We start from the raw sequence: 12,888 nt of genomic DNA on the forward strand, positions 1-12,888 counted from the left end.
GAAAACTTTGGCTGGTCGGACAAAGCCGACGTGGGTGTAGGTACGGAGTTCTATGAGGGTGTCTGCTCACACCGGCTCGGATCACCGGGTGGTTGGCGCGAATGCGGGCGGGTTGCGGTACCTCGACAGCATTTCCGGATGTCATGTCCGCATCTGTTCGCCCGAGGAAGATCCGGCACTGTGGGACCAGTACCTCGCGGGTGCGCTGAATGGTTACCGGCACTACGGAGTTCAGGACGCGCTCGATGTCGAATCCCTCGCCGACGGCCGTTCGACGACTCTGTTCCTCGTCGCGATCGACCCCGACGGCTCGGTGGTGGCAGGCGTGCGCGCGCACGGGCCACACGCGAGCGCCGATGACATCCCCGGGTTCCACCCGTGGATCGGCACTCCCGGCGAGGCCGCGTTGCGCGCGTCCGTCGACGCCAAGGTGCCCAGCGGCATCGTCGAATCCAAGGGCGGGTGGTCGACGCGGTCGGTCCCGCGCAGGCCGGAACTCGGCGCGCTGGTCGCCCGCGGCGTCGTGCACGTCACCTGGCTGCTCAACGTGCGGTACGGCTTCGGCGTGAGCCCCATCCACCAGCTCGATTCCTACCAATCCAGTGGTGCGCGTCCCGATCCCGGCATTCCCGCCGTGTCCTACCCGGACGAGCGGTACACCACCGTGCCCGTGTGGTGGGATCTGTCCGACCTCTCGGCGGCGACGCAGACGCAGCACGACCTGATCACCGCCGAGCGCGCGCAATTGCTCGAAGCGCGACGCCCATGAGCGGAGATCTCCCGCCCGCCGACATCTTCCGGCCGTCGGTGCTCGATGACGGTGTCCCCGCCGACGCGGCCGAGCTGGCCCGGCTGCGGGAGCTCCCCGGCCTCTCGGTGGTCGATCTGCGTCCGGCGATGCGATCGGAGCTGGCCCGGCTCAAAGCCGCACCTGACGCGGATCCCGCCGAAGATCGCTGGGTGTACTACCCGTGGCGGTCGTCGCTGGTGGCCATCGTCGGTGTCGGCGCGTTTCGCGCGATCAGACAGGACCGCAACCGGAACAAGCTGACCGTCGTCGAGCAGCGGCAGCTTCGCGGACAGTCGGTCGGCGTCATCGGGCAGAGCGCGGGGCACGAGATCGCCTACGTGGTCGCGCTGGAGGGCGCCTGCGGGCTGCTGCGGATCGCCGACTTCGACACCGTCGAACTGTCGAATCTGAATCGAATTCCCGGTGGTCTGTTCGACATCGGGCTCAACAAGTGCGTCGTCACCGGGCGGCGGATCGCCGAACTCGATCCGTACCTGCCCGTCGAGATCTTCCCGGCAGGCGTAGACGAGTCCTCGATGGACGAATTCCTGACCGGTGTCTCGGTGGTGGTCGAGGTCTGCGATTCCCTCGACGTGAAGCTCGCCGCGCGCGAGGCGGCACGGCGACACCGCATCCCGGTGCTGATGGAGACCAACGACCGAGGTCTGTTCGACGTCGAGCGATTCGATCTCGAACCCGATCGGCCGCCGTTCCACGGCCTGCTCGGCGATACGACGCGAGCCGACCTGCGCGGCCTGTCGAACAGGGACAAGGCCCCGCACGTGATGCGGATTCTCGATCCGAATCAGCTCTCGGCACGGCTGGCCGCCAGCCTCACCGAAATCGACGAGACGGTCACCACCTGGCCTCAGCTCGGCAGCGATGTCGGGCTCGGCGCGGCCATCATCGCCACCGCGGTGCGCCGGATCGGCCTCGACCAGGCGCTGCCGTCCGGTCGAATTCGCGTCGATCTGGAGCACGAGCTCGACGGACTCGGCGAACCCGATCGCGGTGACCGGATGCTCGCGGCAGACACCGCACCGCTCATCGAGCTCGACGAGCCGAACACGCCGATCGCACGCATTCTGCACAGCATCGAACGCGCACCCTCTGGCGGCAACGCGCAGCCGTGGGTGGTGCGGTTGGACCGCTCCGCGGTGCACCTCGCCGTCGACCCGACACGCACTTCCGGGATGGATATCGGCTTCAGGGGCAGCGCGGTGGCGCTCGGCGCAGCGCTCTACAACGCGCGTGTCGCCGCCGCAGCTCAGGGTTTGCTGGGCACGCACGAGATCGCGCTCGGCGGTACGGCTCCGGTGTCGGCCGTCCTGCGTCTCGGTGCGCGCACCGACCCGGAATTGGCCGCCGATTACCCGGGGATGCTCGCGCGCGCGACCAACCGGCACCTCGGCGACCGCCGCCAGCTCGGGCCGGAAGTGCTTGACGCACTCGCCGTTTCAGCTGCGGCGGAAGGCGCGACCGTGCGCGGGGTCGCCGATCGCGCCGGGCTCGGCGAGGCCGCGGAACTGCTCGCCGAATCCGACCGTGTCCGGTACCTGACGCCCCGATTACACGCGGAGATGTTCGGCGAATTACGTTGGCCCGCTGATGATTTGCGTACCGGCCTCGACCTGCGAACCATGGAGCTGGCCGCCGACGAGCACGCCAAGCTGCATATCGGCGGGCGCGCCGACGTGATGGCGTACCTGCGGGATTGGTCCGGTGGAGCGGCGCTGGGTGACTACGCGCAGCAGCGGATTTCGTCCAGTTCCGCACTGATCGCGGTCACGTGTCCAGGCGGGGCCGACGTCGATCTGACCGATTACGTGCGCGGTGGTTCGGCGCTCGCGCGGGTGTGGATTGCCGCGCAGAAGCTGGGCCTGGCGGTCCAGCCGATGTCGCCGGTTTTCCTCTACGTCCGCGACGACAACGATTTGCGCAACGTATCCGCTGGATTCACAGATACACTGGCCTCGATCCACAAACGGTTCTCCGCACTGATGGGAATTCCCGGGCACGAGACGGTCACGGCAGTATTACGACTGAGCTATGCGCCCGCGCCGACAGTGCGGAGCGCCAGGCTCCCGGTACTCGGTTCAGGGAACTGACAGATAGCACGATCGGAGAAACGGTGCCTCGGCGAAACCTCGACTCGTTGGTGACGCAGGTCGCCTCGGAGTTGATGGGTGTCGACGCCACGACCATGGTCGTGGCCAGCGAACGCGTCCTCGCGAGCCTGGTCGACTACTTCGACGTGGAATTCGCCTACCTGCGCCACACCGTGCGCGAACTGCGCCAGACGGTGCTGATCGCCGAGTGGCCGCGCCGGCCGTACGTGCCGGAGCCCGACCCGTTGCGTGTCATCGAGTTCGCCGAGGCCGATTCGCTGTTCCTGGCCAGTGAGAACGCCGTCGAGCCCATCATCGTGAGCCGAGGCGACGAATACCCCGACTATCAGGAGATGATCCGGCAGAGCACCGGTATGCCCTCGATGGTGACCGCGTGCGTCCCGTTGGTTTCGCGCGGGGTATCCACCGGCGCGCTCGGTTTCGTCCGGCGCGGGGATCGCGCGTGGACCACCCGTGAGGTCAATGTGCTCAAGGCGATCGCCGCCTTGTTCGCGCAGTTACAGGCACGGGTGGAAGCCGAGGACCGGCTGCGCTACATCGCCTCGCACGACGATCTCACCGGCCTGGCGAATCGCCGCGCGCTGCTCGAGCACATGGAGGAACGGCTCGCGCCGGGCAACCACGGCCCGGTCGCGACCTTCTTCCTCGATCTCGATCGGCTCAAAGCGCTCAACGACTTCCTCGGCCACAACGCGGGCGACAATTTCATCCGCACGCTCGCGGCCAGGCTGCGCAAGAACTTCGGCCCCGAGGACATGATCGCGCGTCTCGGCGGTGACGAGTTCGTCATCGTGCCTGCCAAGACGATGGACGCGGTGGCCGCCGAATTGGAAGCGAACAGGATTCAGGAGCTGGTCGGGCGCCGGGTCTCGGTCGGGCAGGAATCGGTGAGCCGTGGCGTCAGCGTCGGTGTCGCGCTCGGCGTGCCCGGCGAGACGACGGTGTCGGACGTGCTGCGCCGTGCCGACCACGCGTTGCTCTCGGCGAAATCCGGTGGCGGCAACGGCATCGCGGTGTTCACCGACGCCATGCGGGTCCAGTTCGAATTACAGGACGACGTCGAGGTCAACCTGCGCAGCGCGGTGTCCGACGGGTCGATGGTGCTGCACTATCAGCCCGAGGTCGACCTGCGCACCGGACGGATCGTGGCACTGGAAGCGCTGGTTCGCTGGCAGCATCCGACCCGTGGACTGTTGCCGCCGGGCGCGTTCGTCGCCGTCGCCGAGGCCACCAACCTGGCGGGCGAGCTCGGGCGGTGGGTAATCCGTTCGGCCTGCTCGCAATTCGCCGACTGGCGCCGCCGTGGGCTGGCCGCCAATGTGGTGATCCGGATCAACGTGTCGCCGGTCCAGCTGGTCAGCGCCGACTTCGTCGAGCGTATCGAGGACATTCTTCGCCTGTACGGCATCGATGGCAGCTCGGTCTGCCTGGAGATCACCGAACACGTCGTTGTGCAGGACCTGGTGCGCACCAGGCTCACCCTGCGCGGCCTCAAACGGATGGGCGTGCAGATCGCCATCGACGATTTCGGTACCGGCTACAGCTCGCTCTCGCATCTCAAGGCGCTGCCCGTCGACGCCGTGAAGATCGACCGCGGATTCGTGCAGCGGCTCGGTGACAGCGACGACGACCTGGCGATCGTGAAATCGATCATCGGGTTGGCCGGGTCGTTCGGCCTCGGCGTGGTCGGCGAGGGTGTGGAGACGCCGATGGCGGCCAGAACGTTGGTCGGCCTCGGCTGCTACCGCGCGCAGGGTTTCCTCATCGCCCGGCCGATGCCGGGTGAGGAAGTCGAAGCGCACCTGCGTGAGGGCCGTATTCCGCTCGACCTCGACCTGCCGCGGGCGGGCCGGGGCGTGGCGTCGAGCTGAATCGCGGCGATGCCGTCCGACGATTGGCTTCTGGTGGAGACCCTCCTCTCCGATGGTGAACCGACGGTGGTCGCCGCCGGGGCGCACCCGAGGCACTGGTCAGGGCTCGGCTCGTTGCGTCGCGTTCTCGGGCCTTCCCGAGCGCGGATCGCGGCGGAGGCCGTGCGGCTTTGCGCCGCGGGCGGGGGATCACAGCGTGTGGTCGAGGCGGACACGCTGGTCGTGGCCGAGCCGGTGCCGTGCGCGTTCGGCGGCGTCCACGGGGTGCGGCTGTGGGCAGGGGCCGTCGATACGCCGATCCCGCCACCGAGACTGGTCGCCGCGTGGGACTGGGAAGCCGACACCGAACTCGCCCATCACGGACCGGGGCTGGAGGAACTCGTCTTCGCCAGGGATCCCGAGCAGGTGCGGGTGATCCGCACCCCGCCCGAAGCGTTCGGCCGGATGGCGCGCTTCGACGGCCGTATCGACTACTTCGCGATGGTCGCGCGAATCGACGACGGTGGACAGTGGCAAGGCGAGGTCGACATGGCCGGTGACGACGACGAGGTCCGCCACTTTCAGATGATCACCAGGGCGGTGCCGTCGCACCGCCGGATCAGCGCGCTGATGCACGCGATCCCCGAACTCGACACCGCACAGCCCGCCGCCGATCCCGACGCGGCCATGCTGCGCGCGGTCTCGCAACGCAGCGGCGTCGGCGTCGGCATCATCGAGCTGACCAGCGCGCTCATCTACGAGTGGGCAGGTCCGCCGCCCCCGCCGCTGGATCGCTGGCTGGTGGAGCGCCCCGCCATCGACCCCGGTGATCTGGCCGCGCTGCGGGCCGCGTGTCACGATCTGGCCCGTACGCCCGGCATCACCCGGCGGCTGGCGCTGCGGGTGCGGTTCGCGCAGGGGGAGTGGGTCGCGGCGCATGCCGAATTGGTCGCCGTGAGCGCGGCGGCGTCCGGGCACGGGCTGCTTCGGGTCTGGTCGGCCGACGCGGGCCGATCCGCCTGATCCCGGCCGCCCCGGTCGCCGTCAGCACCCATGAGGCGCATCTTTCGACGCTGTTCACCTGCTGTTCTTCGGGCAGGACCCGTAGGTAACCCGCGCGGCGCGACGATCGGCGTGTGCGCATCGTGCAGCTAGCCAATTTCTATGGCCCGCGATCGGGTGGGTTGCGCACTGCCCTGCACCACCTCGGTGAGGGATATGTGGCGGCCGGGCACGAAGTGGTGCTGATCGTGCCGGGGTCGCGTCGTTCGGAAGAGGTGCTGCCCACGGGCGCACTGCGAATTACCTTGCCCGCGTTGGGAATTCCGTGGACCGGCGGTTATCGGGCGGCTGATCCGCGCCGGGTGGCCGATGTGCTGTCCGGGCTGTCGCCGGATGTGCTCGAGGTGTCGGACCGGCTCACCTTGCGCGGTTTCGGCCGGTGGGCGGGACGTCGCGGGGTGGCGAGCGTGATGATCTCGCACGAGCGCCTCGACCGGCTGCTCGGCCAGTTCCTGCCCGGACCCGCCGCGCGCCGCTGCGCCGACGTCGCCAACCGGCGCACGGCCGCCGACTACGACATGGTCGTGTGCACCACCGACTTCGCGCGCGAGGAGTTCCTGCGGATCGGTGCGCCGAACGTGGAACTGGTGCCACTGGGTGTCGACCTCGACCTGTTCAGCCCGCGCCGCCGCGACCTCGGCCTGCGCGCCGATCTCGGTGTCGACGGATATCCGATGCTGGTGCACTGCGGACGGCTGTCGGTGGAGAAGCGCGTCGACCGCAGCATCGAAGCGGTCGGCGCCCTGCACCGGGCCGGGGTACCCACCCGACTGGTCATCGCAGGCGACGGCCCCCGCCGCGAGTCACTCGAACGCCGGGCCCGCACCCTGCCCGCCCTGCCAGGTGGAGAACCGGCGGTCCACTTCACCGGCTTCATCAACGAACGCGCGATGGTGGCGAAACTCCTTGCCACCGCGGATGTTTCACTGGCGCCGGGCCCCCACGAAACCTTCGGCCTTGCCGCCCTCGAGGCCTTGGCCGCGGGCACCCCGGTCGTGGCCAGCCGCTCCTCCGCCCTCGCCGACATCGTCACCGTCGAATGCGGAGCCATCGCCGCCGACCGCCCCCGCGCCTTCGCCCAGGCCGTCACCGACGTCCTGGCCATGCCCACCTACGGCCGCCGCCGAGCCGCCCGCTCCCGCGCCGAACAGTTCGGCTGGCCGCGCGCGGTCGCGGGGATGCTGGCGGTGCTCGGGCGCTGAGCGCGGTCAGGCTTCGGCGGACCTGGCGGCCAGGACGGCGTCGTAGAGCTCGCGGCGGGAGGCGCCCCGGCCCGCGGAGACTTCGGCGCACGCGTCCTTGAGTCGCATACCCCCGGCCACCAAAGTCTCTACCTCGTCGACCAATTCGGCGGGCTCGGCCGAAACCGGTTGGGAGCCTTCGAGAACCACGGTGATCTCGCCGCGGGCGCCGTCGGCGGCCCAGGCGGCCAATTCGCCGAGGGTGCCGCGAACAACTTCCTCGTAGGTCTTCGTGAGTTCGCGGCAGATGGCGGCGCGGCGGTCGGGGCCGAGGACGGTGACCGCGTCGGTCATGCAGTCCGCGAGGCGGTGGGGGGCTTCGAAGAAGACAACGGCGCGCTGCTCGGATGCCAAGGTGCGCAGCCACTCTCGTCGCTGCCCGCCCTTGCGGGGGGCGAAACCGTCGAAACAGAAGCGTTCCACCGGCAGGCCGGACAGGGCCAGCGCGGTGGTGACAGCGGACGGGCCCGGCAGACAGGTGACCGGGAGATCGCGTTCGACGGCGGCCGCGACCAGGCGGTAGCCGGGGTCGCTCACCGACGGCATGCCCGCATCGGTCACCAGCAGGACGGTCAGGCCGCTCGCGATGTCGTCGAGCAGGGCGGGGATACGGGCGGTTTCCACGTGGTCGTAGAAGCTGACCACGCGGCCGGTGATCTCGACACCGAGCGCCTTCGCCAGCGATTTCGTGCGGCGGGTGTCTTCGGCGGCGACCACGTCTGCCGAACCGAGCGCGTCGCGCAGTCGCTGGGACGCGTCGCCGATGTCACCCATCGGGGTAGCCGCTAAGACCAACACAGTGTTGTCCCGCCTCTCCGGTATCTTGGGCCGCAGGCGAGCGGCGAGCGGCACATGCAGGTGACGCCCGACCATTCTGTCAGGTCACCGGGGTGCGGCGATCGGCCGTATGTGATGGGGAACAGGGGCGGCAGTGTCGGGTCGGACTTCGTTGGGCGTACCGCCTACGATCGGGGCGTGATCCCGGTGACCGATGAGCGCGCGATGCCCCCGTCGCGTCCCGTGTCGGCGTTGGTCAGCCCCGCGCCGCTGCGCCCGGCCCCCGATTTCGGCCCGCTCGACACCGCGCGTGGCTGGGTGGTCACCGCGGCGCTCACCTTCATCGCCGCGCTGACCAGGTTCGCCAACCTGAACTATCCCACCGACGCGCGCACTCCCGTCTTCGACGAAAAGCATTACGCCCCACAGGCCTGGCAGATGGTCACCGGCGGCGGCGTGGAGGACAACCCCGCCTACGGCCTGGTCGTGCACCCGCCCGTCGGCAAACAGTTCATCGCCATCAGCGAGGCGATCTTCGGCTACAACGCCTGGGGCTGGCGCGGCACCGCGGCGCTGGCGGGCACGATCCTGGTGCTGCTCGTGGTGCGGATCGTGCGCCGGATGTCCCGGTCGACGCTGATCGGCGCGTTCGCGGGCGTACTGCTCATCGCCGAAAGCCTGACCTTCGTCTCCTCGCGCATCGGCATGCTCGACATCTTCATGTCGCTGCTGGTCACCGCGGCTTTCGGCTGTCTGATAGTCGACCGCGACGAGGTCCGCGAGCGCATGGCTCGCGCGGATCTGGCCGGGCGGGTCGGCATCTCGGACTGGGGTCCGCGGCTCGGCGTGCGCTGGTGGCGGTTCGGCGCGGGTGTGCTGCTCGGGCTGGCGTGCGGCACCAAGTGGTCGGGCATCTACTACATCATGTTCTTCGGCCTGCTGAGCGTGGCCTTCGACGTGAGCGCGCGACGCGCGTACGGGGTGCGCAAGCCGTGGCTGGGCACCCTGATCCGCGATGTGGGGCCCGCGCTGTACGCGCTGGTGGTGATCCCGCTGGTGGTGTACCTGTCCTCGTACTGGGCGTGGTTCGCCAGCGAGAGCGGGGTGTTCCGGTACGCGGTCGGCAATCAGGTCGGCAGCGGTGGCGCGTTCGCGTTCCTGCCCGACGCGCTGCGCTCGCTCTGGCACTACCAGGGCGAGACCCTCGACTTCCATTCCAGCCTCACCAATTCGGCGGGCAACCACCATCCGTGGGAATCCAAGCCGTGGACCTGGCCGATGGGCCTGCGCCCGATGCTCTACTACTACGCCGACGGCACCGTCACCGGTTGCGGCGAAGCCCAGTGCGTGAAGGCCGTGATGGCCGTCGGCACACCCGCGCTGTGGTGGCTGGCGCTGCCGCTCATCGGCTGGATGGCGTGGCGTTCGATCGTGCGCCGCGACTGGCGCTACGCGGCGGTGCTGGTGGGGTACGGCGCCGGGCTGCTGCCATGGTTCCTCACCCTGGACCGGCAGATGTACTTCTTCTACGCGGTGGTGCTCGCGCCGTTCCTGGTGATGGGGATGGCGCTGGCGCTCGGCGACATCCTCGGGTCGGCGAGACCCGCGGGGATACCGCGCAGTCCGACGGGCACCTATCTGCCCGCCCCGGTGAACGAGCGGTACGCGCTCGGATTGCTGATCGTGAGCATCTATCTGGGCCTGGTGATCGCGAACTTCGTCTGGCTGTGGCCGATCCTCACAGGTCAGGCCATCACGCCACAGAACTGGCAAGACCACCTCTGGCTGCCGAGCTGGCGATAGGACCGAGGAGTCAGTCCAGGGCGCGGTGGACGAACTCGATCGCGTCCGAGTCCGCCAGCCCCAACCGGCGGATGGTCGTGACGTAGTCGACGGCAGCGCGGCTGGCGATGTCGCGGGTGGGGTCGCCGGAGGAGGCGATGAAAGAGCCTTGGCGGCCACGGGTTTCGAGCACGCCGTCGGCTTCCAGTTCGCGGTAGGCGCGGGCCACGGTGTTGGGGGCGATGCCCAGGTCGGCGGCCAGCGCGCGGACCGTGGGGATCTTGGTCCCCGCGGTGAGCGTGCCCGCGCGGACCTGTTCGATCACCGCCATTCGCAGCTGCTCGTACGGCGGTTGGCTGGAATCGGTGGACAGCTCGACGTGGAACACGATGCTCACACCTCGTCTCGGGACAGCGGGCAGGACATACAGCGGGGGCCGCCGCGGCCGGAGCCCAGCTCCGAGCCGCTGATGGTGACCACCTCGATACCCGCCTCGGTCAGGCGCGAGTTGGTCATCTCGTTGCGTTCGTAGGCCACGACCACGCCGGGCGCGAGGGCGAGGGTGTTGTTGCCGTCGTCCCACTGTTCTCGTTCGGCGTCGGGTCCCTCGCGGCCGGTGTCGATCACGCGCAGCTTCGCGATGCCCATCGCCGCGGCGGCGGCGGGCAGGAAGGGTTCGGGTCCGCTGATGCTGATGCGTTCGAGGTCACCGCGCCCGGTGAAGCCGTCCTCGCGGCGGATCGTGAACGCCTCCAACGATTTCCGCACGCCGGGATACATCACCACCGCGTCGGTGTCGACCATGGTGCAGACGGTGTCCAGATGCATGGTCGCCCGGTTCTGCGCGATCGGCACCACCAGTACGGTGTGCGCGAGATCGTCGTCGAACAGGCTGCGCGCCAGCGCTTCCGCGCCCGCGGGCGTGGTCCGCTCGCCGACACCAACGGCGACAACACCTTTGGCGAGCAGCAGCACATCGCCGCCCTCGATCGGCGCGGTATGCGATTCGTAGGCCCTGCGCACTCCGAGGAAGCGCGGATGGAAGGCGTAGACGAGATCGGTGATGGAGGTCTCGCGGCTGCGGGCGGGCAGCGCCAGCGAGGTGATCGCGACCTTCGGGCCGACCCAGAACGAGGAATCGCGGGTGAACAGCAGATTCGGCAGCGGGTCGACGACGAAATCGCCGCCGTGGTGCATCCGCCGCACCAGTGAGGCGGCGTCGGGGCCGAACGGCAGCTCGTCGAAGGTCATTCCGGCCATCAGGATGTCGGCGAGCTCGCCTGCGTCGAATTTGCGCAGTTCGGCGGCGAGCTGGTCGGCCAGGCCGTGGCCGAGCCTGCGGGCGTGGACTGCCGCCGAGATGCCCTGGATCCTGGCTGCCCCACTGGCGCTGAGGGTTTCGGTCAGCAGATCTGCCAGTAACAGCACTTCCACACCGCGGTCGCGCAGTACGGTGGCGAAGGCGTCGTGTTCGGCTTGCGCGCGTTCGACCCAGGGGATGCCGTCGAAAAGCAGTTGGTCATTGTTGCTCGGGGTGAGGCGGCGCAGTTCCGCGCCGGGGCGGTGCAGCAGCACCGTCCGTAGCCGGCCGACCTCGGAGGTGACGGTCAGGCGCGAGTCGGGGGCAGTTCCCATCTGCAAAATGTAATGCGAGAACGCCAGGTCGGCACGCTGCGACCCGCAGTCGCCGGGATGCGTGGCCCGTAGATGTTCGAGACCTGTCCACCCGGTCCGCCCATTTTCGTACACGACACGAATACCTGAAGTATTGTTGAGGTGGTAGTGGGAGGAGCTATAGATGACGACGGCCGATTGGCAAACGAAGGAGCTGACCCCCGGGCAGCTTTCAGATCGTAGTGGAGTTGCAGTGTCCGCGTTGCACTTCTACGAACGCGAAGGTCTCATATCGAGCCGTCGAACCAGTGGCAATCAACGTCGATATTCTCGCGAGACATTGCGTCGGGTCGCCTTCATTCGCATCTCGCAACGGGTCGGTATCCCACTCAGTGAGATCCGGTCGGCCTTGGATCGGCTCCCCGAGGGGCGCACCCCGACGCGGCGTGACTGGGAGAACCTGTCGACGACCTGGCGTGAGGATCTAGACGACCGCATCACCCAGCTCGTGCGCCTGCGCGACAACCTGACCGGCTGCATCGGCTGCGGCTGTCTGTCGCTCGGCTCGTGCAAACTCGTCAACGAGCACGACCGGCTCGGCGCGGAGGGTCCCGGCGCGCGCGTGCTCGATGTGCAGGTGAACTGCCCGCCGAAATCCGGCTGCGTATAGCCCTTGTCGGACGCCTCGGGCATCATCGCGGGTATGACTTCTCTGGATGCCAAGGCGAAGACTCTGCTCGAACTGCACAGTCCGGGAAATCCGGTGGTGTTGCCGACCGTCTGGGACGCGTGGTCGGCGAATGTCGCTGTGGCCGCCGGTTTTTCGGGCTTGACCATGGGCAGCCATCCGGTTGCCGACTCGATCGGCAGGGCCGACGGCGAGGGCATGAGCTTCGATGAACTGCTCGCCCGCGTCGCCCAGGTCACCGGCTCGGTGGAGCTCCCGGTCTCGGTCGACATCGAATCCGGCTACGGCCTCGAACCGCTGCAGCTCATCGACGGCCTGCTCGCGGCGGGCGCCGTCGGCCTCAATATCGAGGACACGGTGCACAGCGAAGGCAAGCGCCTGCGTTCGCCCGCCGAACACGCCGACCTCGTGCGCGGCCTCCGCGAAGCGGCCGACGCGGCGGGCGTGCATGTCGTGGTCAATGCCCGCACCGACCTGTTCCTGCGCCAGGACGGCGAAGAGGCCGACCGCCTCGACCGCGCCATCGCTCGCCTGACCCTGGCCGCCGAAGCCGGTGCCGACGTTCTCTACCCCGTGGGCAAACACGCCGACGCCGACCTGCGCAGGCTCACCACCGACCTGCCGCTGCCGATCAACGCGATCGGCCAGCCGGGCACCCCGGCCAAGGATTACTTCGCTGATCTCGGCGTGGCCCGCATCAGCTTCGGCCCGTTCCTCCAGGCCGCACTGGGCGCCGAGGCGACCAACCTGCTCGCTGCCTGGAAATAGCAACTGAACTCGTGGTGGGGGGGGGGGGGGCGACGTGGGGGCCCTCGGGGGGGGGGGGTGGGTTTGTGGGGGTTGACGTGTGGGCACTCTCCACTGTGACGGGCGGGGTCCTTTTTTATGTGTTGAGATTAAAGCGTCTAATTATTGGTTATGTTGTAGCGCAGGTACTTATTGTTATGTGTATTTT

11 protein-coding genes are annotated in these 12,888 nt (G+C 68.6%); 8 read left to right on the plus strand and 3 right to left on the minus strand.

All coding sequences use genetic code 11. The annotated features are described in order from the left end of the window. Positions 1 to 52 precede the first annotated feature (52 nt). The 5 genes from ACFWPX_RS21575 (at position 53) to ACFWPX_RS21595 (ending at position 7,033) form a co-directional block, all read left to right on the plus strand. The gene (locus ACFWPX_RS21575) at positions 53 to 769 is read left to right on the plus strand and encodes a hypothetical protein (protein WP_378913444.1); all 717 of its coding nucleotides are present in this window, start codon (positions 53 to 55) and stop codon (positions 767 to 769) included. Beyond that, positions 766 to 2,898 (plus strand): Rv1355c family protein, encoded by a 2,133-nt coding sequence (locus tag ACFWPX_RS21580; RefSeq protein ID WP_378928846.1) that lies wholly within the window; start codon positions 766 to 768, stop codon positions 2,896 to 2,898. Before ACFWPX_RS21575 ends, ACFWPX_RS21580 begins: the two co-directional genes overlap by 4 nt. A gap of 23 nt (positions 2,899 to 2,921) precedes the next feature. Continuing rightward, positions 2,922 to 4,790, plus strand: coding sequence for a putative bifunctional diguanylate cyclase/phosphodiesterase (locus tag ACFWPX_RS21585; RefSeq protein WP_378913446.1), 1,869 nt, complete (start codon positions 2,922 to 2,924; stop codon positions 4,788 to 4,790). A 9-nt stretch (positions 4,791 to 4,799) separates the two neighbouring features. Continuing rightward, positions 4,800 to 5,792 (plus strand): GAF domain-containing protein, encoded by a 993-nt coding sequence (locus tag ACFWPX_RS21590; protein WP_378928847.1) that lies wholly within the window; start codon positions 4,800 to 4,802, stop codon positions 5,790 to 5,792. A gap of 113 nt (positions 5,793 to 5,905) precedes the next feature. Next, complete coding sequence (locus tag ACFWPX_RS21595; protein ID WP_378928848.1) at positions 5,906 to 7,033, plus strand: glycosyltransferase; 1,128 nt, start codon at positions 5,906 to 5,908, stop codon at positions 7,031 to 7,033. 6 nt (positions 7,034 to 7,039) lie between these two features. Here the strand turns inward: ACFWPX_RS21595 and rsmI are convergent, their stop codons facing one another. Then, positions 7,040 to 7,870 (minus strand): 16S rRNA (cytidine(1402)-2'-O)-methyltransferase, encoded by an 831-nt coding sequence (gene rsmI / locus ACFWPX_RS21600; protein ID WP_378913449.1) that lies wholly within the window; start codon positions 7,868 to 7,870, stop codon positions 7,040 to 7,042. A gap of 177 nt (positions 7,871 to 8,047) precedes the next feature. On the opposite strand from rsmI, the gene ACFWPX_RS21605 reads away from it, so the two are divergent. Then, the gene (locus ACFWPX_RS21605) at positions 8,048 to 9,652 is read left to right on the plus strand and encodes a dolichyl-phosphate-mannose--protein mannosyltransferase (RefSeq protein ID WP_378913450.1); all 1,605 of its coding nucleotides are present in this window, start codon (positions 8,048 to 8,050) and stop codon (positions 9,650 to 9,652) included. 10 nt (positions 9,653 to 9,662) lie between these two features. On the opposite strand, the gene ACFWPX_RS21610 is transcribed toward ACFWPX_RS21605, so the two are convergent. After that, positions 9,663 to 10,028 (minus strand): GntR family transcriptional regulator, encoded by a 366-nt coding sequence (locus ACFWPX_RS21610; protein ID WP_378913451.1) that lies wholly within the window; start codon positions 10,026 to 10,028, stop codon positions 9,663 to 9,665. After that, positions 10,025 to 11,266 carry an arginine deiminase gene (gene arcA, locus ACFWPX_RS21615; protein WP_378913452.1) on the minus strand — a complete coding sequence of 414 codons (1,242 nt, stop codon included), beginning with the start codon at positions 11,264 to 11,266 and terminating at the stop codon, positions 10,025 to 10,027. The genes ACFWPX_RS21610 and arcA overlap by 4 nt, the downstream gene beginning before the upstream one ends. Before the next feature lie 163 nt (positions 11,267 to 11,429). Here arcA and soxR point away from each other — a divergent pair, with 163 nt between their 5' ends. Continuing rightward, positions 11,430 to 11,915: a redox-sensitive transcriptional activator SoxR gene (gene soxR / locus ACFWPX_RS21620; protein WP_378913453.1), complete on the plus strand. Its 486-nt coding sequence runs from the start codon at positions 11,430 to 11,432 to the stop codon at positions 11,913 to 11,915. 33 nt (positions 11,916 to 11,948) lie between these two features. Continuing rightward, positions 11,949 to 12,701, plus strand: a complete 753-nt coding sequence (locus tag ACFWPX_RS21625) for an isocitrate lyase/phosphoenolpyruvate mutase family protein (protein ID WP_378913454.1) — start codon at positions 11,949 to 11,951, stop codon at positions 12,699 to 12,701. Positions 12,702 to 12,888: the final 187 nt, after the last annotated feature.

The sequence above is a fragment of the Nocardia sp. NPDC058518 genome, assembly GCF_042719655.1.
Taxonomy (GTDB): domain Bacteria; phylum Actinomycetota; class Actinomycetes; order Mycobacteriales; family Mycobacteriaceae; genus Nocardia.

Bases quoted from the DNA above. Each gene is read 5' to 3' on its own strand.
- ACFWPX_RS21580 (WP_378928846.1), top strand. From the start codon at position 766: ATGAGCGGAGATCTCCCGCCCGCCGACATCTTCCGGCCGTCGGTGCTC.
- soxR (WP_378913453.1), top strand. From the start codon at position 11,430: ATGACGACGGCCGATTGGCAAACGAAGGAGCTGACCCCCGGGCAGCTT.
- ACFWPX_RS21575 (WP_378913444.1), top strand. From the start codon at position 53: ATGAGGGTGTCTGCTCACACCGGCTCGGATCACCGGGTGGTTGGCGCG.
- arcA (WP_378913452.1), bottom strand. From the start codon at position 11,266: ATGGGAACTGCCCCCGACTCGCGCCTGACCGTCACCTCCGAGGTCGGC.
- ACFWPX_RS21625 (WP_378913454.1), top strand. From the start codon at position 11,949: ATGACTTCTCTGGATGCCAAGGCGAAGACTCTGCTCGAACTGCACAGT.
- ACFWPX_RS21590 (WP_378928847.1), top strand. From the start codon at position 4,800: ATGCCGTCCGACGATTGGCTTCTGGTGGAGACCCTCCTCTCCGATGGT.